Source organism: Streptomyces griseobrunneus (genome assembly GCF_046713465.1).
In the GTDB taxonomy this organism is placed as follows: Bacteria; Actinomycetota; Actinomycetes; order Streptomycetales; family Streptomycetaceae; genus Streptomyces; species Streptomyces microflavus.
In genome coordinates, this window is sequence record NZ_CP177080.1 from 5,684,927 (window position 1) to 5,706,626 (window position 21,700).

14 protein-coding genes and 3 tRNA genes are annotated in these 21,700 nt (G+C 68.9%); 5 read left to right on the forward strand and 12 right to left on the reverse strand.

Annotated features, from left to right (window positions below; genetic code table 11):
- The first annotated feature begins 60 nt into the window (after nt 1-60).
- Complete coding sequence (locus ACK8N7_RS25775) at nt 61-1,197, forward strand: RNA polymerase sigma factor (RefSeq protein WP_403208327.1); 1,137 nt, start codon at nt 61-63, stop codon at nt 1,195-1,197.
- 15 nt (nt 1,198-1,212) lie between these two features.
- On the opposite strand, the gene ACK8N7_RS25780 is transcribed toward ACK8N7_RS25775, so the two are convergent.
- The 4 genes from ACK8N7_RS25780 to ACK8N7_RS25795 form a co-directional block, all read right to left on the reverse strand.
- Complete coding sequence (locus tag ACK8N7_RS25780; protein ID WP_403208329.1) at nt 1,213-3,141, reverse strand: ABC transporter ATP-binding protein; 1,929 nt, start codon at nt 3,139-3,141, stop codon at nt 1,213-1,215.
- Nucleotides 3,141-4,874 carry an ABC transporter ATP-binding protein gene (locus tag ACK8N7_RS25785; RefSeq protein ID WP_403208331.1) on the reverse strand — a complete coding sequence of 578 codons (1,734 nt, stop codon included), beginning with the start codon at nt 4,872-4,874 and terminating at the stop codon, nt 3,141-3,143. The genes ACK8N7_RS25780 and ACK8N7_RS25785 overlap by 1 nt, the downstream gene beginning before the upstream one ends.
- A 141-nt stretch (nt 4,875-5,015) precedes the next feature.
- Complete coding sequence (locus tag ACK8N7_RS25790) at nt 5,016-6,470, reverse strand: FGGY family carbohydrate kinase (RefSeq protein WP_403208334.1); 1,455 nt, start codon at nt 6,468-6,470, stop codon at nt 5,016-5,018.
- 56 nt (nt 6,471-6,526) lie between these two features.
- Nucleotides 6,527-6,835, reverse strand: coding sequence for a secreted protein (locus ACK8N7_RS25795; protein WP_015608334.1), 309 nt, complete (start codon nt 6,833-6,835; stop codon nt 6,527-6,529).
- A gap of 182 nt (nt 6,836-7,017) precedes the next feature.
- Between ACK8N7_RS25795 and ACK8N7_RS25800 the strand changes: the two genes are divergently transcribed.
- The 3 genes from ACK8N7_RS25800 (at nt 7,018) to ACK8N7_RS25810 (ending at nt 7,476) form a co-directional block, all read left to right on the forward strand.
- Nucleotides 7,018-7,090 (forward strand) — tRNA-Asn (locus ACK8N7_RS25800).
- 5 nt (nt 7,091-7,095) lie between these two features.
- Nucleotides 7,096-7,168: transfer RNA gene (locus ACK8N7_RS25805), tRNA-Asn, on the forward strand.
- A gap of 234 nt (nt 7,169-7,402) precedes the next feature.
- A tRNA-Ile gene (locus ACK8N7_RS25810) sits at nt 7,403-7,476 on the forward strand.
- 237 nt (nt 7,477-7,713) lie between these two features.
- Here ACK8N7_RS25810 and ACK8N7_RS25815 read toward each other — a convergent pair.
- From ACK8N7_RS25815 to ACK8N7_RS25835, 5 genes are all read right to left on the reverse strand, one after another.
- Nucleotides 7,714-8,370 (reverse strand): contact-dependent growth inhibition system immunity protein, encoded by a 657-nt coding sequence (locus ACK8N7_RS25815; RefSeq protein WP_500444247.1) that lies wholly within the window; start codon nt 8,368-8,370, stop codon nt 7,714-7,716.
- 13 nt (nt 8,371-8,383) lie between these two features.
- The gene (locus ACK8N7_RS25820) at nt 8,384-8,683 is read right to left on the reverse strand and encodes an RNase A-like domain-containing protein (protein WP_403208338.1); all 300 of its coding nucleotides are present in this window, start codon (nt 8,681-8,683) and stop codon (nt 8,384-8,386) included.
- A 56-nt stretch (nt 8,684-8,739) separates the two neighbouring features.
- Entirely contained in the window at nt 8,740-9,186 is a 447-nt protein-coding gene (locus ACK8N7_RS25825) for a hypothetical protein (RefSeq protein WP_500444248.1), read from the reverse strand.
- 137 nt (nt 9,187-9,323) lie between these two features.
- Nucleotides 9,324-11,096, reverse strand: a complete 1,773-nt coding sequence (locus ACK8N7_RS25830) for an RNase A-like domain-containing protein (protein WP_500444249.1) — start codon at nt 11,094-11,096, stop codon at nt 9,324-9,326.
- The gene (locus tag ACK8N7_RS25835; RefSeq protein ID WP_403208342.1) at nt 11,096-11,401 is read right to left on the reverse strand and encodes a WXG100 family type VII secretion target; all 306 of its coding nucleotides are present in this window, start codon (nt 11,399-11,401) and stop codon (nt 11,096-11,098) included. The genes ACK8N7_RS25830 and ACK8N7_RS25835 overlap by 1 nt, the downstream gene beginning before the upstream one ends.
- Before the next feature lie 600 nt (nt 11,402-12,001).
- On the opposite strand from ACK8N7_RS25835, the gene ACK8N7_RS25840 reads away from it, so the two are divergent.
- Nucleotides 12,002-12,382, forward strand: a complete 381-nt coding sequence (locus ACK8N7_RS25840; protein ID WP_403208344.1) for a WXG100 family type VII secretion target — start codon at nt 12,002-12,004, stop codon at nt 12,380-12,382.
- A gap of 1,468 nt (nt 12,383-13,850) precedes the next feature.
- On the opposite strand, the gene ACK8N7_RS25845 is transcribed toward ACK8N7_RS25840, so the two are convergent.
- From ACK8N7_RS25845 to ACK8N7_RS25855, 3 genes are read right to left on the reverse strand one after another with little or no spacing between them, the layout of a single operon-like run.
- Nucleotides 13,851-14,993 carry a glycine amidinotransferase gene (locus tag ACK8N7_RS25845; protein WP_500444250.1) on the reverse strand — a complete coding sequence of 381 codons (1,143 nt, stop codon included), beginning with the start codon at nt 14,991-14,993 and terminating at the stop codon, nt 13,851-13,853.
- A gap of 45 nt (nt 14,994-15,038) precedes the next feature.
- The gene (locus ACK8N7_RS25850) at nt 15,039-15,248 is read right to left on the reverse strand and encodes an MbtH family protein (RefSeq protein ID WP_326706015.1); all 210 of its coding nucleotides are present in this window, start codon (nt 15,246-15,248) and stop codon (nt 15,039-15,041) included.
- Between the two features lie 60 nt (nt 15,249-15,308).
- A complete protein-coding gene (locus ACK8N7_RS25855) occupies nt 15,309-21,596 on the reverse strand; it encodes an amino acid adenylation domain-containing protein (RefSeq protein ID WP_500444251.1) in 6,288 nt (2,095 codons plus the stop codon).
- Between the last annotated feature and the right edge of the window lie 104 nt (nt 21,597-21,700).

Consider the following 21,700-nt stretch of genomic DNA (forward strand, 5'->3'; position numbering starts at 1 on the left):
CCGTGCCTCACACTGGGGCTGCCAGAGTCATCCGGCAGCGATCACCTGGAGGTCGCCCCCGTGCAGACCCGGACCGTGACTACCACGACCGAGCACATGTCGGCGATTCCCGTGCAGCACCGGGCCGTCCACCACCCGGAGAACCACCCGGAGAACGACCCGGGAGCCGCGGCCGGACCGCCCGCGAGGGCACCCGAGGTGGTCATGAGCGCACCCGAGGCCGTCATGGAGGAAGCGGAGCACGTCCCCGAACCCCGCGAGGCGCGGAGTCGGACCGACAACGGCGGCCCCACCTCCGACCTCTTCCGGCAGTACCTGCGGGAGATCGGCCGCATCCCGCTGCTCAACGCCGCCGACGAGGTCGAGCTGGCCCGCCGGGTCGAGGCCGGGCTCTTCGCCGAGGAGCGCCTCGCCAACACCCCGGACCTGGACTCCCGGCTCGCCGTCGACCTGGACCGGCTCGTGGTCATGGGCCGCACCGCCAAACGCCGGCTCATCGAGGCCAACCTCCGCCTGGTCGTCTCCGTCGCCAAGCGGTACGTGGGCCGGGGCCTCACCATGCTCGACCTGGTCCAGGAGGGGAACCTCGGCCTGATCCGGGCGGTGGAGAAGTTCGACTACGCCCGGGGCTACAAGTTCTCCACGTACGCCACCTGGTGGATCCGCCAGGCCATGTCCCGCGCCCTGGCCGACCAGGCCCGCACCATCCGCGTCCCCGTCCACGTCGTGGAGCTGATCAACCGTGTGGTGCGCGTCCAGCGCCGGATGCTCCAGGAGCGGGGGTACGAGCCGACCGCCGAAGAGGTCGCGGGCCAGCTCGACCTGACCCCGGAGCGGGTCACCGAGGTGCTGCGCCTGGCCCAGGAGCCGGTCTCCCTGCACGCCCCCGTGGGCGAGGAGGACGACGTCTCCTTCGGCGACCTCATCGAGGACGGCGACGCCGCCTCACCCGTGGAGTCCGCCGCCTTCCTGCTGCTGCGCGAACACCTGGAAGCGGTGCTCTCCACCCTCGGGGAGCGCGAACGCAAGGTCGTACAGCTGCGGTACGGGCTGGAGGACGGGCGGCCCCGCACCCTGGAGGAGATCGGCCGGATCTTCGGCGTGACGCGCGAACGCATCCGCCAGATCGAGTCCAAGACCCTCAGCAGGCTGCGGGACCACGCCTTCGCCGACCAACTCCGCGGCTACCTCGACTGATCCACCGGACAGGGTCTAGTCCACCTCGGCCAGCGCCTCCGCGAACTGGGCCGCGTACAGCCGGGCATAGGCACCGCCGGACGCCAACAGCTCCTCGTGCGTGCCCTGTTCGACGATGGCCCCGTTCTCCATGACCAGGATGACGTCGGCGTCCCGGATCGTGGAGAGCCGGTGCGCGATCACGAACGACGTACGCCCATGGGCCAGCCGTGCCATCGCCTTCTGGATCAGTACCTCGGTCCGGGTGTCCACCGAGCTCGTCGCCTCGTCCAGGACCAGGATCACCGGGTCGGAGAGGAACGCCCGGGCGATGGTGATCAGTTGCTTCTCGCCCGCGCTGACCCCGGACCCCTCGTCGTCGATCACCGAGTCGTACCCGTCGGGCAGCGTCCGGATGAACCGGTCCGCGTGCGCCGCCCGGGCCGCCTCCTCGATCTCTTCCCGGGTGACCGCGCGCGCAGCGCCGTACGCGATGTTCTCGGCTATGGAACCGCCGAACAGCCAGGTGTCCTGGAGCACCATGCCGATCCGGGACCGCAGATCGTCCCGGCTCATCCGCGCCACATCGACCCCGTCGAGCGCTATCCGCCCGCCGGTCACCTCGTAGAACCGCATCAGCAGATTGACCAGCGTGGTCTTGCCCGCCCCCGTCGGACCGACGATCGCGACCGTCTGCCCCGGCTCCACACTCAGCGACAGATCCTCGATGAGCGGCTTCTCCGGGTCGTAGCGGAAGGACACCTTCTCCAGCGACACCCGGCCCAGCAGCTCCTTCGGACGCTCACCGTCCACCGGGTCCGCGCCCTGCTCCTCAGCGTCCAGCAGCTCGAAGACGCGCTCGGCCGAGGCGATCCCGGACTGCACCAGGTTCGCCATCGAGGCGACCTGCGTCAGCGGCATCGAGAACTGCCGGGAGTACTGGATGAACGCCTGTACGTCACCGATCGACAGGGTGCCAGAAGCGACCCGCAGACCACCGACGACGGCCACCAGCACATAGTTGAGGTTCGAGATGAACATCATCAGCGGCTGCATGATCCCGCTGGCGAACTGTGCCTTGAACCCGGCCTCGTACAGCGCGTCGTTCTGCTCGGCGAAGTCCTTCGCCGACTCCTCCTGCCGCCCGAAGACCTTCACCAGGTTGTGCCCGGTGTACATCTCCTCGATATGGGCGTTGAGCTTCCCCGTCACCCGCCACTGCTGCACGAACTGCGGCTGCGAACGCTTGCCGACCTGCGTCGCCACGACCACCGACAGCGGGATCGTCACCAGCGCCACCAGGGCCAGCAGCGGCGAGATCCAGACCATCATGATCAGTACGCCGACGATGGTCAGCAGCGAGTTGATGAGCTGCCCCATCGTCTGCTGGAGCGTCTGCGAGATGTTGTCGATGTCGTTGGTCGCCCGGCTCAGCACCTCACCGCGCTTGGCCCGGTCGAAGTACGACAGCGGCAGCCGCGACAGCTTCGTCTGGAGGTCCTCCCGCAGCTGGAAGACGATCCGGTTGATCACCCGGATCGACAGCCGCGTGGAGACCAGCATCAGCAGCCCCGCGCCGACATAGATCACCAGCACCGCCAGCAGGACGCTGCCCACCGCGCCGAAGTCGATGCCCTCGCCCGGGGTGAAGTCCACCCCCGAGAGCATGTCGGCCATCGAACCGCTGCCCTCCCGGCGCAGCCCCTCGATCGCCTGCGCCTTGGTGGTGCCCTCCCGCATCTGCCGGCCGACCACCCCCGCGAAGATCAGGTCGGTCGCCTTCCCGAGGATCTTCGGCCCGGCCACCGACAGCGCCACGCTGACGGTCACCGCGCCCAGCATCAGATACAGCGACGCCTTCTCCCGGCCGAACCGCTTCAGCAGCCGCTTGCTGGACCCCTTGAAGTCCATCGACCGCTCGGTGGGCGCGCCCCCGGCCATCATCCGTCCGCCCGGACCGGCCATTACGCGGCCTCCGCTTCCGTCAGCTGGGAGAGCACGATCTCCCGGTACGTTTCATTGCCGTCCATCAGCTCGTGATGGGTACCGCTGCCCACGACCCGCCCCTCGTCCAGCACCAGGATCCGGTCGGCGTCGCGGATGGTGGAGACCCGCTGTGCGACGATCACCACGGTCGCCCCGGCCGTCTCCCGGGCCAGCGCCGCCCGCAGCGCGGCATCGGTCGCGTAGTCCAGCGCCGAGAACGAGTCGTCGAAGAGATAGATCTCCGGCCGCTGCACCAGCGTCCGGGCGATGGCGAGCCGCTGCCGCTGACCGCCCGACACATTGGTGCCGCCCTGCGCGATCGGCGCCTCCAGACCGTGCTCAAGCCCCTCCACGAACCCCTTGGCCTGCGCCACCTCCAGCGCGTGCCACAGCTCCTCGTCGGTGGCGTCCGGATTCCCGTACCGCAGGTTCGTCGCGACCGTCCCCGAGAAGAGGTACGGCTTCTGCGGCACCAGACTCACCGTCTTCGCCAGCAGCACCGGATCCAGCGTCCGCACGTCCTCGCCGTCGACCAGCACCTCGCCGTCCGTCACATCGAACAGCCGGGGTACGAGACCGAGCAGCGTGGACTTCCCGCTCCCCGTCGACCCGATGATCGCGGTGGTCTCCCCGGGCCGCGCCACCAGATCCACGGCCCGCAGCACCGGCTCCTCGGCACCCGGGTACCGGAACTCCGCACCCCGCACCTCCAGATGCCCGTGCCGCCGCAGCTCGGTGACGGGAGAGACGGGCGGCACGACGCTCGACTCGGTACCGAGCACCTCCTCGATGCGCTCGGCGCACACCTCGGCGCGCGGCACCATCATGAACATGAAGGTGGCCATCATCACGGCCATCACGATCTGCATCAGATAGGCGAGGAACGCGGTCAGCGCCCCTATCTGCATCCCCCCGCTGTCGATGCGGTGCGCGCCGAACCACACCACCGCGACGGACGACAGGTTGACCACCGTCATCACGGTCGGGAACATCAGCGCCATCAGCCGCCCCGTCGCCACCGACACATCGGTCAGCTCGGTGTTGGCACCCCGGAACCGCTTCTCCTCGTACCCGTCGCGGACGAACGCCCGGATCACCCGGTTGCCGGTGATCTGCTCGCGCAGCACCCGGTTCACGGTGTCCAGCCGCTCCTGCATCGTCCGGAACAGCGGCCGCATCCTCTTCACGATGAGGCTCACCGAGATGCCGAGCACCGGCACCACCGCCAGCAGCACCGCCGACAGCGGAACGTCCTGCCCGAGCGCCATGATGATGCCGCCGACACACATGATCGGCGCCGAGACCATCAGGGTGAACGCCATCAGCACCAGCATCTGGACCTGCTGGACGTCATTGGTGGTCCGGGTGATCAGCGAGGGCGCCCCGAACCGCCCGAGCTCCCGGGCCGAGAACGACTGCACCCGGTCGAAGACGGCACCCCGCACGTCCCGCCCCAGCGCCGACGCCGTCCGGGCCCCATAGAAGACGGCCCCCACATTGCAGAGCACCTGCAGCACGCTGACAGCGATCATGAGACCGCCGAACTCCAGGATGTAACCGGTATCGCCCGTGATGACACCGTTGTCGATGATGTCCGCGTTCAGGCTGGGCAGATACAGGGTGGCGCAGGTCTGGAGCAGCTGCAGGAAGACCAGCAGCGCGATGGGTTTCTTGTACGGGGCCAGATGGGCCCGCAGGAGTTTTATGAGCACGCGTGTCTCTCGGAGTCGGCGGAGGGCAGAAGCCGACTCAGTTTCGCGTACGCCGTACTCGGAAGGCGAGCAGTTTTTCCCAAACTCAGGTCAAGGCTGGAGCGCGCGTACGTGAGCACGCGCGCCCCACCCACACCCGGCTCACTCCGCCTGCTGGGCCCCGCCGAACGCCCCGGGATGGATCTGATCCCGCGTCGCCCCGTACTGCTGGCGCACCGCCCGCCCGACCGCCAGGTCGTCGCCCGGCTCCATCACCTGGGCGGCAGCGCCCTGCCAGGCCGGGGGAGTACGGGGGTCGAGGGTGCCCTGCGACACCCCGAGCGCCCAGGCCGCCTGCCGGGCAGCGCCGATCGCCGCGTACTGGGCGGGCTGCGGTACGACGACCTGGGTGCCGAACACCGCCGGAGCGAGAGCCTGTACGGCGGGGAGTTCGGCGGCGGCGCCCAGCAGGAACACCCGCCGCACCTCCACACCCCGCCCGCGCAGCACGTCCAGGGCGTCGGCCAGCGAGCACAGCATCCCCTCGAACGAGGCGCGCGCCAGGTGCTCGGGCTTCATCGACTCGCGCCGCAGCCCGCTGAGGGTGCCGGCGGTGTGCGGGAGCTGCGGAGTGCGCTCGCCCTCCAGGTACGGCAGCAGCACCAGCCCGGAGGCGCCGGGCGTGGACTTCAGCGCCAGGGCCGACAACTCCTCCAGCCCGTCCAGGCCGAGCATCTCGGCGGTCCCGCGCAGCGCGCGTACGGCATTGGAGACGTGCACCACCGGCAGGTGCATCCCGGTGGCGTCGGCGAAGGAGGTGATCATCCCGCTCGGATCGGCGAGCGCCTCGTGGTGCACCGCCATCACGGACCCGGAGGCCCCCAGCGACACCACCGCGTCGCCCACCGCGACCCCGAGACCGAAGGCCGCGGCCATGGTCTCGCCGGTCCCGGCGGAGATCAGGAGCCCCTCGGGCGTCATCCCGGCGGAGTCGGCGGGCCCGAGCACCTCGGGCAGCGCGGCGGGGTGCCCGAGCGCGAGCTCCACCAGATCGGGCCGGTAGGCGGCGGACCCGGCCGACCAGTAACCGGTACCCGATGCGGCGCCCCGGTCCGTGGTCCGCCGGGCGGGCCGGCCGAGCAGCTGCCACACGAGCCAGTCGTGCGGCTGTATGACGGCGGCGACCCGCTGCGCGTTCTCCGGCTCGGTCCGCGCCAGCCACCGCAGCTTCGCCACGGGCTGCGCGGCCTGCGGTACGGCCCCGACCGCCTCGGCCCAGGCCTGCCGCCCGCCCAGCGCGTCGACCAGATCGGCCGCGGCCACCTGCGCCCGCCGGTCGTTGCCGAGCAGGGCGGGGCGTACGAGGTTGCCCTGCCGGTCCAGCGGTACGAGCCCGTGCTGCTGGGCGGAGACACCGATGGCCTGCACACCTTCGAGCAGCCCGCCGGAGGCCGCCTCACCGAGGGAGAGCAGCCAGACCTGCGGATCGACCTCGGCGGCTTTGGCCTCGACCGGATGGGCGGCGTACCCCTCCCGGAGCACGGCGCCCGAGTCCGCGTCGCAGACGACGATGTGAGTGAAGGCGGAAGAACTGTCCAGCCCCGCGACTATGCCCATACACAGATTCTGCCGCACCGCGGGACATTCCCGTAACCGCCGCCTCCCGCCGGGCCTCAGGTGTTGGTGGTCCCCCAGTCGTCCTCGGCGCCGCCGTTCTGGCTGCTGCGGTCCCGCAGCGACCGGACGCGCTCGGCGACGGAGGCGGGCACCTTGTCCCCGACCTTGTCGCTGACCGAGTGGTACGCCTTCCCGGCGAAGTCCCGGCCGCTGTGCGCGGCACTCTCGGCGGCGTTGCGCACGGCGGGGTTCTCCGTGAACTGCCGGGCCGACTTCTTCAACTGCTCGTAACGCTCGCGCCCGGCTCGCGTGCCGAGCACGTAACCGAGGGCCACTCCGGCGATGAACGTGAGCCGGTACCGCATGGCTGCCACCCTTCCTACGCTTGGTGCGACGTGTGCAGCCCGCCTACCCGCGAGCACCCGAGATCACCCCGGGCGATACCGATTGGCGGAGCACCCCCCTGCTTGCGCTAATGTATGTGTCGCAGCGAACGCGCGCCGCCCGGCAGCCGCCAGGCAGGTACGATTTCGAAGCAACGCAGCAATCCCCTGTAGCTCAATTGGCAGAGCAGCCGGCTGTTAACCGGCAGGTTACTGGTTCGAGTCCAGTCGGGGGAGCGCGATCCCCTGTAGCTCAATTGGCAGAGCATTCGGCTGTTAACCGGAGGGTTACTGGTTCGAGTCCAGTCGGGGGAGCGGAACGGAAGAGGGCCCTTCGGGGTCCTCTTTCGCGTGCCCGGCCGATGCGGTCGCGGGGTGCCCGAGGGCCCCCGGAGCGACTCTTTCGGGTCTCCTTCAACTCCCCTGCAACCGGGCAGCACGCAGCGCCGTCCTCAAGATCAGGCGAAGTCGACCATCCGAAGCGAGAGATCGTATGACCGGCTATGCTGCGGCAGACGGTGCGCACACTTGTACGCGCCACACCGAAACGGGGCGGTAGCTCAGCCGGTTAGAGCAGCGGACTCATAATCCGTCGGCCGTGGGTTCGAGTCCCACCCGCCCCACCGAGCGTCCCCAGGCAGAATCGTTCTGACCTGGGGATACGCGTTTTTCGGGGGTGTTTCGTGTGTGGCGGAGGTGTGGCGGACGTGGGTCATCGCGCATCCAGGATGGTCTTTGTGCGGCTGTGACCTGGGCTTTTGTAGTCCCGCGCCGGTGGGGGCGTTGAGAATGATCCCACCCGCCCTGTCGTGGGCTGCCCATGCCTTCGTGCGCGAGTGGGTGGCGATGGCGAGTTCCGATCAGATACTGGGCAGCGTCGTCGCCAGCGACTGGAACCAGGCTCCGTGGGAGAACGGTTCGGGCGGGCTCACCTCCATGCCGAGCTCGGCGGCGGCCAAGGCGTAGTCGCCCTCGTCCAGAGGGAGGGCGAGCAGCTCGTGGAGTTCGCCCACGAGGCGTGCGACGAGATAGGGATCGGTGGTGGCGGTGTAGTCGGTGACGGCGGCGTCGTGGTCGGGGAACTCGTCGACGATGTCCTGCGAGAACCAGCCGCCGAACAGTTGCGCGGTCTCGGGGAACCGCATATGCCATTCCCAGTGGGTCTGAGGGGAGGACGGTTTGGGGACGTCGCCTTCTTCGATGCTCTGCCTCAGGTGGTCGGCCAGCACCGTCAGCCAGTCACCGATCTTCGATTCGGGCATGCCGGTGTCCGGGATCGCGTAGAACTCGCCCAGGCCGAGCCGGACGCGGCCCGGCGGGTTGCGGCTGTACTCACGCAGCTGGCGCTCCGCTTCCGCGATGGCCGAGGGGCGGGTGTGCCAGGTGTGGCGGAGATACGCGTCCAGGGCACGGCTGCGCCGCTGCGGGGTGTCGTCGGCGGGCTGCCCCAGGTATGCGCGCATGACCTGGTCCAGCTCGCCGTAGCGGCGGTCGTGTTCGAGGGGCTTCATGGGCATGTGCGTGCGATCCCTAGAGGTAGAACGGGATGGTCGTGTGGACGATGAAGCCGTGCGGGTTCGACGGCTCGCGGCGCAGCACCACGCGTGCCGCGCGGACATCGACGGGCCCGCGTCCGGCCATCAGCTCGGCCTCCAGCTGGACCCGTCCCACGGGTTCCTCCCGGGAGGGCCAGGCGGCCTCGATGGTGAGGCGGGACCGGGTGTTCTGGGCGAGCCAGCGGTGAATGGCCTGCTCGTTTGCGGTCACCACCTGCTGGGTGGCCCACTGGGCGGTCTCCCGGTCGGGGTACGTCGCGGATCTCGTCAGCAATGCTCACCTTCCTCCAAGGCGCCGGGAACGGTTGTTCCTGGTACCTGAGCGTGTTCTCAGTTTGCGTTGAAAGACCAGAAGACCCCGACCTCGTCCGTGCTCACGGCGATCAGTCCGAGATCCATGACGTGGTCGGTGAAGGCGCGGCCGCCGGCAAGTTCTCCGGCGAGGAAGTCCGGCGACGTGGAGGTCCGGGCCAGGTCGGACGACGTACGAAAGTCGGCGTCGGCACCAAAACGGCTGAGTACCGAGCAGGCGTCGGCCATTACATCGTCCCGGTCGGCACGCGTCCGCACGGGGCGCGCTTCGAAGAACCACTCCTGGGTCAGAGAGGCGAGTAGCGCGGCGGCGGCAGAGGCCGTGACAGGATACGTCCACGCGTGCACCTGCTCAGCCGTGAGCGGCAGGAACGGATAGGAAGGACGGATGTTCTCCCGTCCCTTCTTGTCGATCTGCCACTCCAGTGTCTGCAGGCCCCGGGGGTCGGTGACCGAGCGGTCCATGACATCCAGGACATCTCTTCCCCAGTCGTCGTGCCGTCGGGGTCCAGTCCTCGCGAAGGCGTACACGTCGTCCAGAAGCCGCTCCAGAGCGGCGTCCCAGACAGTGTTGTCGATCGGGTTCATTCGGCTTCCGTCGCTCACGGGGCGGGCATGGATGTGTAAACGATGTAGGGCGGATCGAGCCTGGAATCGTACTTCAGGATCGTCTTCACGTTTTTGACGTCGACCGCCTTCGCATCGAGCCCGTGGTCCTTGTACCCGGTCCCGGGAATGGTGTTGCCCGACCCGCCCGGATCAGGAGTGGGCTGCTTGGACACGTACCGGCCACTCACGTCACCGTCCGGGGCCGGGCTCGTGAACGCCTGCGTCTTCCCCTCTGGAGGATTGGTGGCCAGCCACGTGTCGATCTCGGACTGTCTGGCCCGCAGATTGTGTTCCGTCAGCCGCTGCGCGTCGGACATGTCTTTGAAGGACGAAGAGCCGCCGATCATGGGCTTGCGCTGCTCAGGCCAGTTGTTGTTGTCGTCGGCCTGGTCGCGCAATCGTTGGGCGAGCTGCTCGTCGGTCTTGCCGACGTGCTTGTCCAGGGTGTGACCGCCGCCCAGGTACTCGTTGCTCGCCAAGTTGAAGGTGTGATTGCCGCTGGAGCCAGCTTCAGTCCACCGCTGCTCGTGTCTGAACTCCTCCAGGGCCCGGGCCCCGAAGCCATGCGCACGGGCGACGCCGGCCTCGAACTTGGGGGCGCTGCGGTACGCCTCGTCCAGCGGCCCTTTCAGTGCCGTCATCCGGGTGGTCAGGCCGTCCAGGATGCCGGTGTATTTGGCGACGATCCCGTTCAGCTTGCCGGTGTCTAGGTTCAGTACCGTCTTGACATCGAACGACAGGAGCAGGCCGGCGCCGCTGCCGAGGAGAGAAGTGGCTGAGCCGAGCGCGCTCTTCAGATCTTTGGGCTTGGCCAGGTCCTCGATGATGTCCTTGGCGGCTTTCCACATGGCGCGGTCGAGCTCGTCCTTGACGTCGCGGTTCAGGTCGACGGCGGCTTCCGCGTACTCGCGCAGGATGGTGGCGATGTCATCGGCCGTGTCCTTCAGTACGGCCAGGACGGGCTGACTTCCCGTGGGGACGCGAGGTGTTCCGGGACCGGAGTTGGCGGTCTGCGCCCACTGGTAGCCGTGCTGTCGCTGCCCCCAGGCCGTTCCTCCCCACAGGGCGCTGCAGAAGGTCCGCATCGCGGCCTCCCACTCGGCCTGCTGGTGGTTGGTGATGGCCCCGACGGCCTGGGTGAGCTGGTCCGCTCCCAGCGACGCGGTGATGGAGACGTTCATCCAGCTGTGGCAGAGGGAGTTGAGGTAGTGCTGTTCCGGATAGGGGTAGACGTCTGCCACCCTGCCGACCCGGAACACGTTCTTGCACAGCGGATGGAGGAGGTCCCGGACGATTTCGGGGATGCCCTCCATCAGGCCGCGCAGGATGTCGTCGCCGTCGTCGTCGCCCCACTTGATGTCGGGGACGGAGCCGAGGTTCGGGGCTTTGTCGATGACCGCGGGCCGGGGGCGCTGCTCGGCAGTCCTGCCGGGCTTGGGGTGGGCCGCGACGTCGGCCTTCGTGTAGGCGTTGGCCGTCTCGGTGAACCCGACTGCCACACCGCCGACGCTGAGTACGGACCGGCCCCAGACCTCCAGCCAGCGGTCACCGATCTTTTTGTACGCTTGGGCGAACTTCTGGGCCTCGGTGCCTGCGCCTCCTGCATCGGGGTACTTGCCCAGCTCCTCCAGAAGCTTTTTGGCGCCGCGTACCAGAAAGTCCTGTTGCACGGCGACGCGGCCGGAGACCGACCAGAGGTCACTCGGCTTGACGTCGATGGTGCCGTTGCCACCCGGCGGCTGGGCAGGGGCGGAGGGCCCGGCCATCAGGCGCCGCCTCCCCAGCCTTCGAGAACGGACCTGTTGGCCGAGGCGTAGCTGAGGTGCCCCTTGACCACGACCTCGTGGAGCCAGGCTTGGGTGGCCTTGAGGTCATCGGCCGAGCGTCCCCATTTGTCCAGCTCGTCGATGAAGACCTCGCGTGCCTCACCGTCCCAGCTCAGTACGGCATCGGTAGCTCGCTCGTACAGGATGTCCAGCTTCTCGTTCAGGGCGCGGAGGATGACCTCCAGCTCCCCTGAGAGGCGGTGCAGGGTGGCGAAATCGACGGTGATCCGGTCGTCGTCCGGCATGGTGCTGATCCCCCGTGGTTCAGACGTCCAGAATGCTGGGCTCCGATGCAGATACCGGCCCGGGAACCTTGACGGCGCGGTGCCCGGTCAACCACTCGGGTATCCGGTTCGGCATCTGTGTTCTGGGCCTTGCCCGCGGCGCCGTTCGTCCGCGTGTTCTAGGCGTGGGTACTCACTTTAAGCTCCATCCGGAGGGTCGCCTGTATTTCTCGCCAGTGACCGAGGAGGAGGGGGCAACCGCGGCATGTTGACTCAACGGATCCCCGCTCCAGGTTCGGTCGTGCCCGTGGTGTGATCCGGCTGAATGTGATGGCTTCGGGGGCCACCCAAGATCGGCATCGTGGTCGGCCGACGCGAAGCTTGGGAACGGGCGGTCGCAAGTTTTACTGGCGGATGCGATCTGCCGGGCCGGATCGACGGCGGCTCGAGCCGCACGGGAGGGAGGGTTGGGCCGACTCCTCTGCTTGACGGCCGTAGGTTTCCTGCGCGTTCGCACGTCGGTGGACAAGGCGGCCCCCTCGACATGCCATCGCTGACCACACACGAGCTCGGTAAGGTTGGGTATGCGACTGCCGCACAAGCCCGAAGAAGGAGGGTGGCATGGGCGATGAGCCTAAACTCGCTTACACATCCAGTGAGTTGAGCAAGCTGGCGGACGATCTGGATGACATGCAGGAGTACCTTGGCAAGCAGGTCAAACGCATGGACGAGGTCGTCGACAGTATCGAGGTCGGCTGGCGCGGTCCCACAGCCAATACCTACCGAGCTCTCCATCGCGACGCCGCGCTGGATGCCGTTCGCATTCAGCAGACCATGCAACTGCTCGCGCTGGGTGTCCGTCTGAGTGAAGACGGTTTCACGAAGCAAGAGCTTGAGACCCTCGAACAGTTCCGCAGGGTCCAAGTTGACGTTGATATCGAGGCAGAAGCCGACGTCCTTTCCACGCCGGCGGTGCCTCCCAGTCGCCTGAACGATTTCTGAGCTCTCTCAGTGTGGCCGTCGAGCGGGTGAAGTCGTCGGGGTGTTGCAACGCACGACGTTTCTGCGCTGCTGAGAGAGGTGTACGACATCTCGTTCTGCCGACGTAGGAGTCTCATCGGGTTCCTGCCCTACAGCCGCCCTGCCTCACTCCCAGGTGGAGTGGTTCGCCATGCTCTTCGTCGCTCGCGAGGATGGCCGTCGCTGCAAGTTGTCCCATCCGCCGTCTGGTCCAGGCCGTGACCAACGCGCGCTGCCGACATCGGCACGATGCTTCCGCCAACAGTCGACGGCTACAGATCGTCACCACATATGGTGGGCGCTGGCGAGACTGCAGGGCCATGGAAGCCCTCGCTGCTCCAGCGTGATCTGTTGGCCCTCCCAGCCCAACTTCCCTTTACTTCTGCAGGGCAGAAGTGGTGTTGAGCGGAACGAAACTGGTGTGGCGAACGCCTAACCGATCCCCATTCGAGCGGGAGCGAGGGGGATGCAGCCGGATGGAAACGGGTGGCTATGTCATTTCTTCCGGCATCGTCGCAGGTAAGACGCGTCACCTTTATGGGTTCGAGTCCCACCCGCCCCACCGAGCTTCCCCAGGCAGAATCGTTCTGACCTGGGGATAAGCGTTTTCCGGGGGTGTTTTCCGTGCAACGGATGCTGCACGGAGGTGCAGCGAACGTGGCTCTTGGGCCCTCTGGGGGGTACCCGCCCAGCGGTATCGCCAGGGCGGCCCTTGCGAGAGCGGCGGCGGTGCAGAGGGCGAGTGCTACCGCGAGCACACGGAAGGGGCAGGTGCGAGCCGCCGTCGGGGCCTTGCCGGCGTGTGCCGTCGAGGGCGGTGGTGCTGAAGGCCAGGGGGCTCTGAGTGCCAGTGCGTGGGCGGGAATCGTGACGGCGGTGAGCACCGTGTAGGTCATGCGCCATGACAGGAGGTCGGCCGGCGCTGCGGTGAGGGGTGCGACGAGGGTGGAGGTCGGCCCGTCGGCGAGAGGCACGATGGTCAGTGCGCGGACGTGGTCGGGGGCCTGCCAGTGGGTGATGGCGGCGAGCCCCGGCTGTCACCGGCGCGAGGACAGCCAGGCCGTGGCACGGGCAGGCCGGGGACGATTCCGGCGTTGGCGGTCTGGACAGCCGGATGCATGTTGCCGAGGGGCTGTGGCGTCCTGGAGTCGGCAGCGAGGCGCCATGCGCCTTGGCGGTTGCTCGCGATGCGCCAGAGTCTTGGGTGCCTTCCCCGTGCCGGCCGAGGTGACTCGTGGACCGCACACGGACGAGCCGGTCAGTTCTGCGTCGAAGCGCTTCGGGTGCGGCGAAGGACGCGCCTCACCCGAAGCCGACGGCCCCGGCCAGTGTCCGGGGCCGTCTCTGCTGGTTCGGGGCAGTGGTTCGAGCGGGTCTACGTATGTGTCGGGGTCGCTGCGACGGATGCGCCGTGTGCCCCCCTGTCCGAGATGCTTCGCGGGTGGAACGGTCAGAACAGCGGCTCGTACTGGAGGGAGGGGAAGTAGTCCTGCTTGTCGCCGTCACGGTGGATGTCCCACGTGGCGCAGTGGAGGGAGCCGCCGTACTCGAAGACGTTGCGGAACGGGATCGGGAAGACCTCGAAACCGTGCGAGGAGAGAAGGTCCTGGAGGGGCTTCTCCTGCTCCTCGCAGATGACCTTGGTCGGCGAGATGCTCAGCACGTTCATCGAGAGCCACTTCGACGACTGGCAGTACATCGGCATCTCGTCGTTGGTCAGGACGGGCTGGGGCACATCGACCAGTTGCCAGTCGTTGTCGAGGAACATCTTCTCCTCGCCCTCGCGCAGCGGCCGTTCCGGGTTGGTGAGGATCAGGCCGGGGCGCAGCGGTACGAAGGTGCAGTCGATGTGGGACGGGAAGAAGTCCAGCGGGAAGTGCACGGGGTGGACGCGGAAGCCGCGGGGTTCCAGGTGGCGCTTGAGCCAGTGGATGCCGGCCCGGTTGGTGGTCATCGACTCCTGGACCAGGATGTCGCGGCCCAGCCGGCTCATGTCGGCTGCGTCGAAGACCACCTCGTCCTGGTTGATGCAGAACTCGAACGAGTGCATCTTCGCGTGGCGCTTCTCCACCGGCCACTCCCAGAAGTCCTCGCGGTACATGCCGTCCTTCATCGACGGCTTGGGCGCGGTCGTCCATCCCACCCGCGGGTCGGCGTTCCAGTACTCGTAGACCAGCTTGCGGTAGGGCTGGTACTCGAAGTAGCGGGCCCGACGCGACATGGTCGCCTCGATGATCTCGTTGCCCATGGTGATCATCACGTCGCGAGGGCAGACGGCGCAGTACTGGTTCTCGACCTCGAAGTCGGGGGTGGTGACCGGGGCGGAGAAGTCGTGCGTCTCGGGGCGGCGTACGGTCACGCCCTGGGATTCCAGGAGCGAGGCGAGACCGGCGAGTTCCTCGTTGGCCAGATCGATGGCCTCTTTGGACTTCGGGCCCGTCGGGAACGGCTGGTCGGGAGCGTTGCGTATCGCGGGCCGGCTGCCTGGTTCAGCCGGTTCGAAGCAGGCGTTGTCGGCGGAGCCGACCACCATTTCCCGGAGGGTGTCCCACTCGTTCCATGAGTTGACGACGGGGGGGAAGTTGTTCGGCATGTGCAGTCACCTATCTCTGCCGGAGCGTTCGATGAGGGAAACGGGTCAGGCCGCGTCGGTCGCGGCGAGCGAGGCGGGCCGGAGGTCGGTCCAGTTCTCCTCGATGTAGTCGAGGCAGGTCTGCCGGGTGCTGTCCGACACCACCACGTTCCAGCCGGCCGGGACCTCGACGAACGCGGGCCACAGGGAGTGCTGACGCTCGTCGTTGACGAGCACGTGGAAGACGCCGTCTTCGTTGTCGAAGGGGTTTGTCATGGTTTCAGTCTTTCCGTTCTCAGAGTTCGTCCCGGGCTGATTCCGGGCCTCGCGTGGGCCTCAGGTGAGTGCGGTGCCGAGGGCGCGGGCGGTACGGCAGCGGAAGACGCTCTCCACGTCGACGGGCCGTCCCAGCTCCGTCTCGATCCGGCCCGCCAGGCGCAGGGCCGTCAGGGAGTCGCAGCCGAGCTCGAACACGTCTTCGTCCGCGCTGACGAAGTCGCGTCCCAGCACCTCCGCGATCAACTCGCACATCATCTGCTGCCCTGGTTCGGCAGGTGGTGCGGGAGTGTGTTCCAGGAACCGGCCCGTCGGGAGGGCCAGCGCTCCGGGCAGCTCGATCAGCAGTTCCCGTAGACGATCGGCCACCTGCTGCCCGAGTGGTGCGTCGAACAGGTCCGGGCGGTAGCTGATCTCCAGCTCCAGCTGCCGGCCGGGTGCGGCCATCAGCTTGAGCGGATAGTGATAGGCGTCGTGGCCGACGACATCCGTCAGCCGCAAGCCGTTGTCCGGACCGCTCGGCAGGGTCTCGGCGGTCGGGAAGTTCTCGAAGACGACGCAACTGTCGAACAGGGTCCCCAGTCCCACCGTCCGCTGGATGTCGCTCAGCGGGAGGTAGTGGTACTCGAGAAGTTCGGCGTGCTCGCCCTGGAGGCGTTCGAGCAGTTCGGCCACCGGCTCGGACGGGTCGAGACGCACCCGTACCGGCACCGTGTTGATGAACACCCCCACCATCTCCTCGACGCCGGGGAGTTCGGCCACCCTGCCCGAGACCGTGGCCCCGAAGGTGATGTCCAGCTGCCCGGTCCGCCGGTGCAGGCACAGCGCCCAGGCGACCCGGACCAGGGTGTTGAGCGTGACACCGTGACGGCGCGAGATGTCGAGCAGCGCGGAGGTGTCCGCCTCGGAGAGGGCGACGACGATCCGCTCCGGAAGGACGCGTATCCGCGCGGTGTCCGTGCCGGGGCAGGCCAGCGTGGGCTCCTTCAGGCCCGCCAGCGCCTCCAGCCAGGCCGTACGCGCCTTCTCGCGGTCCTGTTCGGCCAGCCACCGCAGATAGTCGGGGTAGTGGCCGGGTGCGGGCAGCCCGCTCGCGGTGCCGTGGTCGTAGAGAGCGAGCAGGTCGCGCAGCAGCAGCGAAGTGGTCCAGCCGTCCACCAGCAGGTGGTGCATGGTCAGGACGATCTGCTGCCTGTCCTCGCCCAGGCCGACCAGGGTGCAGCGCATCAGCGGCGGGTCGGCGGGGTCGAAGCGCTGGTGCCGGTCGGCCGCCAGCACCGCCGCCAGCCTGTCGGCCTGTTCGCGCGGGTCGAGGCCGGCCAGGTCATGGACGTGCCACGGCATGGCCGTCCGCTCCGGGATCACCTGCACCGGCTCCCCGGACCGCTTCTGCAGGAAGGCTGCCCGCAGCATCGGGTGCCGTTCCAGGAGAGCGTCGCAGGCGCCCCGGAACCGCTCGGCGTGGAGCCGGCCCTGCACCTCCAACGAGATCTGCACGTTGTAGACATCGAGGTCCCGGCTGTCGTACCGGGCGTGGAAGAGCAGCCCTTCCTGGAGAGGCGTCATCGGCAGGGCCTCGACGACGGGCAGGCCGATACGGGCGCCGAGACCGGCGAGCTCGGTGTCGTGCCGGTCGAGCGGTTCTCCGCCCAGTGGCCCGCCCTCCCGTGGAAGGGCGGGCGGCATCGTCTGCCGCGGGACGATGGCCTCCGTGCTTGTCCCGTGCTCCACCAGCGCGCGCAGGGCCGCGAACCAGAGCCGGCCCAGCTCGGCGACGTCCTGGTCGGACAGGAGCCGGCGGGCCCACAGCCAGTTGGTGACCAGGCGTGGCCCTTCCGCGCCGTCGCTGACCGCTGCGGTCAGTTCGACGACGTGCGCCATGGGCATACGGGGGTCGGCCCCGAGGGGTAGTACGTCCGACTCGGGGGCCACGCTCCAGTCGGTGGTTCCCGCACCGCCCTGTCTCCCGAGGTAGTTGTACCCGATCTGGGGTGCGGGGCGGGCCGCCAGCTCGGCGGCTGTCTCCTGGTTGAGGTAGCGCAGCAGACCGAAGCCGGTGCCGCGCCGGGGGATGGCTTCGAACTGGGCCGTGACCCGGCGCACTGCCTCGCCGAGGCGGGCTCCGGCCGGATCGTCGTCCGGCGCCCAGTCGGCGATCCTGGCGTCGACGCGTACCGGGTACAGCGTGGTCAGCCAGCCGACGGTGCCGGACAGGTCGACGTCCTCGGACATCTGTTCGCGGCCGTGGCCCTCGACGTCGATCAGTACGGCCGTGCTGTCGCCCTCATCGGGCGAGCGGTCACGACGCCAGGCGGCGACGGCCACCGCGAGAGCGGTGAGCAGTACCTCGTTCGTGTGTGTGCCGAAGACGGCGGGCACGGTCGTGAGCAGGGGGGCGGTCAGATCCGGCGGAAGGGTGAGGGAGAGTTCACCTGCCGTCGCGTAGACGTCGTGCGACGGGGAGAGCTCCACGTCGGCGAGCCTGCCGTCACCCGGCCCCCGTCCTCTGCTGAGAGTCCTCCGCCAGTGGGGCAGTTCGTCCCGCAGAGCGGGTGCTTCCGCTGCGGCGCGGAGCAGCAGGCTCCACTCCCGCATCGAGAACGGCACCGGACCGGTCTCCGGGACGGCACCCGCTGCCAGGTCCTGCCAGATGCCGTACAGGTCGGTCAGCAGGATGTGCCAGGAGACCGCGTCGACGGCCAGGTGGTGGACGGTGACGAGCAACCTGCCCTGGGCACCCGCGCCGGCGTCGAACCAGGTCACCCGCAGCATGGCGCCGGCCCGTGGGGCGAGGGAGTCGGCGTCCTCGCGGGCGCACGCGGCAATCCGCAGACGGACACCTTCCGGCGCGAGACCCACGACATCCACCCGGCGTACCGAATTCCGCGACTTCACCGGGTCCAGCGTCAGCGCCCCGTCCTCCTGGAGACGTGCGCGCAGCGACTGATGCCGCTCGGCGAGAGTCTGTACGGCGGCGGCCAGCAGGTCGGCGTCGAGTGCGGTCGGCACCCGGAGCAGTGTCGACTGGTGGTACGCGTCGGTCGTTCCGCCCTGCTCCCGCAGCCAGAGCATGATCGGCGTTGCGGGGATCACGTCCGCCGGCCACTGCGCCGCCGGGTCGGCCGCGCCCGAGCCGCCGTCCGCGGTGTCCACCGCGCCGGTCGGGCTCACCATGAGAAAGGCGGCGAGAGCGCTCGCGGTGCGGTGGGTGAAGATGTGCTTCGGGGTCAGGTGGAAGCCTGCGGCGCGGGCGCGGACGACGAGTTGGATGGCGGTGATGGAGTCGCCGCCGAGGGCGAAGAAGTCGTCCGCCGCCACGGCGCTGTCCACACCGAGCACCTGGATGAACAGTTCGACGAGAACGGTCTCGACGCTCTCGTCCCGCGCCTGGTCCGCCCGCTGCCGCTGCCCGGACTCGCGCGCCTCGTCCGGGGCCGGCAGCGCGGCCCGGTCCACCTTGCCGTTCGGGCTCATCGGCAGTGCGGGCAGGGTGACGAACGCCGAGGGAACCATGCTCGCGGGCAGCCGCGCCCCGATCCGGTCCGCCAGCGCGGCAAGGTCCGCGGACGGGTCGGCCGCCGGTACGACATAGGCCACCAACCGCTCGTTCCCGTGCCGGTCCTTCCGTACGGCTGCCGCGGCCTGGGCGACGGCCGGATCGGCCGCGACGACGGTCTCCACCTCGCCCAGTTCGATCCGGAAGCCGCGGACCTTGACCTGGTCGTCGGACCGGCCGCGGTAGACCATGGTGCCGTCGGGCCGCCAGCACGCGATGTCACCGGTGCGGTACATCCGGGAACCGGGCGGGCCGAAGGGGTCGGCGACGAAGCGGGATGCGGAGAGCCCGGGCCGGTTGACGTAGCCGCGGGCGAGCACGTCACCGCCGATGTACAGCTCGGCGGGCAGGCCCGCGGGGACGGGACGCAGGAAACCGTCCAGGAGGTAGACACGGGCGTCGGGGACCGGACGGCCGATCGGCACCGCACCCTCCGGCAGCGGATCGCCGGGTTTCAGGCGGTACTCCATGCATCCCACGGTGGCCTCCGTGGGTCCGTACTCGTTCACGACGGTCACGCCCGGGTGGGCCTCACGCCATGGTGCCAGCGCCTCGCCGTTGAGTTGTTCACCGCCCAGGACCAGTTCCCCGGTCGGTGAGTACCAGTCGGACGACGCGGTCAGCACCGGCAGGTGGCTGGGCGTGGCTTTGACGAAGGTGGGCGGCGGGGTGGCGCCGGCCGGGGCGTCGAAGTCCTCCAGGTCGACGATGCGCACCAGACCGCCGGAGGTCAGCGGGCCGAAGATGCCGGTGACGGTGAGGTCGAAGGAGGGCGGTGAGTGCACCAGCGCCTGTCCGGCGAGGCCGGGATATGCGGCGCGGGCGAAGGCGAGGTAGCTGTCGACCGTACGGTGCTCGACGGCGACGCCCTTGGGCCGGCCGGTCGATCCCGAGGTGTAGATGACGTACGCGGCGTCCGCGGGCCGCAGCGGCGCGCCGCGTTCGCCGTCCTCCACGCGGTGCCCGGGCAGAAGTGCCAGCTCCTCCTGGACGGCGGGGTCGGCGAGCGGGACGACCGACGGATGTGTGATGAGCGCCGGGCGGGTGGTGCCGGCGCAGACGACGACGGACGGGGAGGCGTCGTCGAGCATGAACGAGATGCGTTCGGCGGGATAGGAGGGATCGATCGGCAGGTATCCGGCTCCCGCCTTCAGCGTGCCGAGCAGCGCCACGATCAGGTCCGTACCGCGCGGCAGCGCCACGGCGACGAAGTCGCCGGGCTTCACCCCGCGGGCCAGCAGCAGCCGTGCCAGCCGGTTCGCCTCCGCGTCGAGCCGGAGGTAGCTGAGCGACCGCTCCCCGTCCGCCACGGCCGGGGCGTCGGGTGTGGCGTCCACCTGGGCCTCGAACCGCTCGGTGAGTGTCGCCGGTACGCGGGCGGGAACGTGCCCGGACTCCGCTCGCCGGCCTCCCCAGTCGCCGATCACCTGCTCCCGTTCCTCGCGGGTCAGCAGCGGAACGGCGGCGACCGGCGTCGTGGGCTGTTCGGCGAATGTCCTGAGCAGCAACCTCATCCGGGAGCCGATCAGTTCGACACGTTCGGCGTCGAACAGGTCGGTGCGGTAGTTGAGTTCGAGCCGCAGGCTGGGGCCGGGGACGGCGAAGACACTCAGGGGGTAGTGGGTCGATCCGGTGATCTCCTGCTGGCCGGCCGCTTCCTTGTCCCCTTCCAGCAGCGTAACTCGCAGGCCGGCCGGACCGTCCTGTACGGCCTCCCGGTCGAAGGGCGCGTTGCCGAAGCCGGTGGAGGTGTCGAAGAGCGCGCCGAGCCCGGCCAGCCGCTGCACCTCGGCCAGCCCCAGGTGGTGGTGCGGGGCGAGTGCGGCCTGTTCGTTCTGGATCCGGGCGAAGAGGGCGGCCATCGAATCCTCGGGGGCGATCCGTACCCGTACCGGGATCGCGTTCATGAGCAGGCCCACGACCGAGTCGACCCCGGGGAGCTGTGGCGGGCGGCCGTGCACGGTCTGGCCGAAGACCACGTCGTCACGCCCGGTCAGCAGCGAGAGGAGCAGTGACCAGGCACCCTGTACAACGGTGTTGAGCGTGAGGCCGTGCTCCCGGGCGGTCGCGGTCAGCGCCTTGGTCGCATGCTCGGACAGCGTCACGAAGGCCAGCCCGGGCATCGCCTCCGCGAAGGGCGCGCCGGGGGCGACGAGTGTCGGTTCGTCCAGACCGTGCAGAGCGTCGCGCCATGCCTGTTCCGCGGCGGGCCGGTCCTGGCGGGAGAGCCACCTGAGGAAGTCCGAGAAGGAGGTGAGGGGGCCGAGTTCGGCGTCGTCGCCGTCGCTCCGGTAGAACGCCAGCAGGTCCTGGAGGACGAGTGGCAGAGACCACCCGTCCAGCAGAATATGATGGTATGTCATGACGAAGGCGTGGTGGTCGGGTGCCAGCCGGATCAGCGCGAACCGCATCAACGGTGGCGCCCCCATGTCGAAGCGGCGCATCCGCTCGTCCTCGAGGAAGGTCAGCAGCCTCGCCCGCCGTCCGGACTCGGACTCCGCCGACAGATCGAGTTCCGTCCACGGCGTCCCCACGACGCGGCGTACCAACTGCACGGGCTTCCCGTTGGCACGCAGCCGGAAACCGGCCCGCAGGGCGGCATGGCGGCGGAGCGTGGCGGCGCAGGCCGCGCGCAGACGCTCCGCCGAGATCCCCCCGGTCAGTTCGAAGCCGGCCTGGATGTTGTAGACGTCCACCGTCTCGGAGTCGTACAGCGCGTGGAAGAGCATGCCCTCCTGCAGTGGCGTGAGGGGCAGCGCCATCTCGATCGGCGACTCTGTCGCTTCGTTCACTGTGAGGTCTTCCCCGTGAGCGGTCGGTGGTGGCGGTGATAAGGCGGCGGGCGGTGTGCGGAGGACGCCGGCGCGGCCGACAGCGCGATGCTGCCGCACGGTTC

Coding starts and splice junctions, on each gene's coding strand:
- ACK8N7_RS25780 (WP_403208329.1), bottom strand. CDS start 3,141: ATGGCCGGTCCGGGCGGACGGATGATGGCCGGGGGCGCGCCCACCGAG.
- ACK8N7_RS25790 (WP_403208334.1), bottom strand. CDS start 6,470: ATGGGCATAGTCGCGGGGCTGGACAGTTCTTCCGCCTTCACTCACATC.
- ACK8N7_RS25795 (WP_015608334.1), bottom strand. CDS start 6,835: ATGCGGTACCGGCTCACGTTCATCGCCGGAGTGGCCCTCGGTTACGTG.
- ACK8N7_RS25815 (WP_500444247.1), bottom strand. CDS start 8,370: ATGCCCATGAAGCCCCTCGAACACGACCGCCGCTACGGCGAGCTGGAC.
- ACK8N7_RS25825 (WP_500444248.1), bottom strand. CDS start 9,186: ATGGACCGCTCGGTCACCGACCCCCGGGGCCTGCAGACACTGGAGTGG.
- ACK8N7_RS25830 (WP_500444249.1), bottom strand. CDS start 11,096: ATGGCCGGGCCCTCCGCCCCTGCCCAGCCGCCGGGTGGCAACGGCACC.
- ACK8N7_RS25835 (WP_403208342.1), bottom strand. CDS start 11,401: ATGCCGGACGACGACCGGATCACCGTCGATTTCGCCACCCTGCACCGC.
- ACK8N7_RS25840 (WP_403208344.1), top strand. CDS start 12,002: ATGGGCGATGAGCCTAAACTCGCTTACACATCCAGTGAGTTGAGCAAG.
- ACK8N7_RS25845 (WP_500444250.1), bottom strand. CDS start 14,993: ATGCCGAACAACTTCCCCCCCGTCGTCAACTCATGGAACGAGTGGGAC.
- ACK8N7_RS25850 (WP_326706015.1), bottom strand. CDS start 15,248: ATGACAAACCCCTTCGACAACGAAGACGGCGTCTTCCACGTGCTCGTC.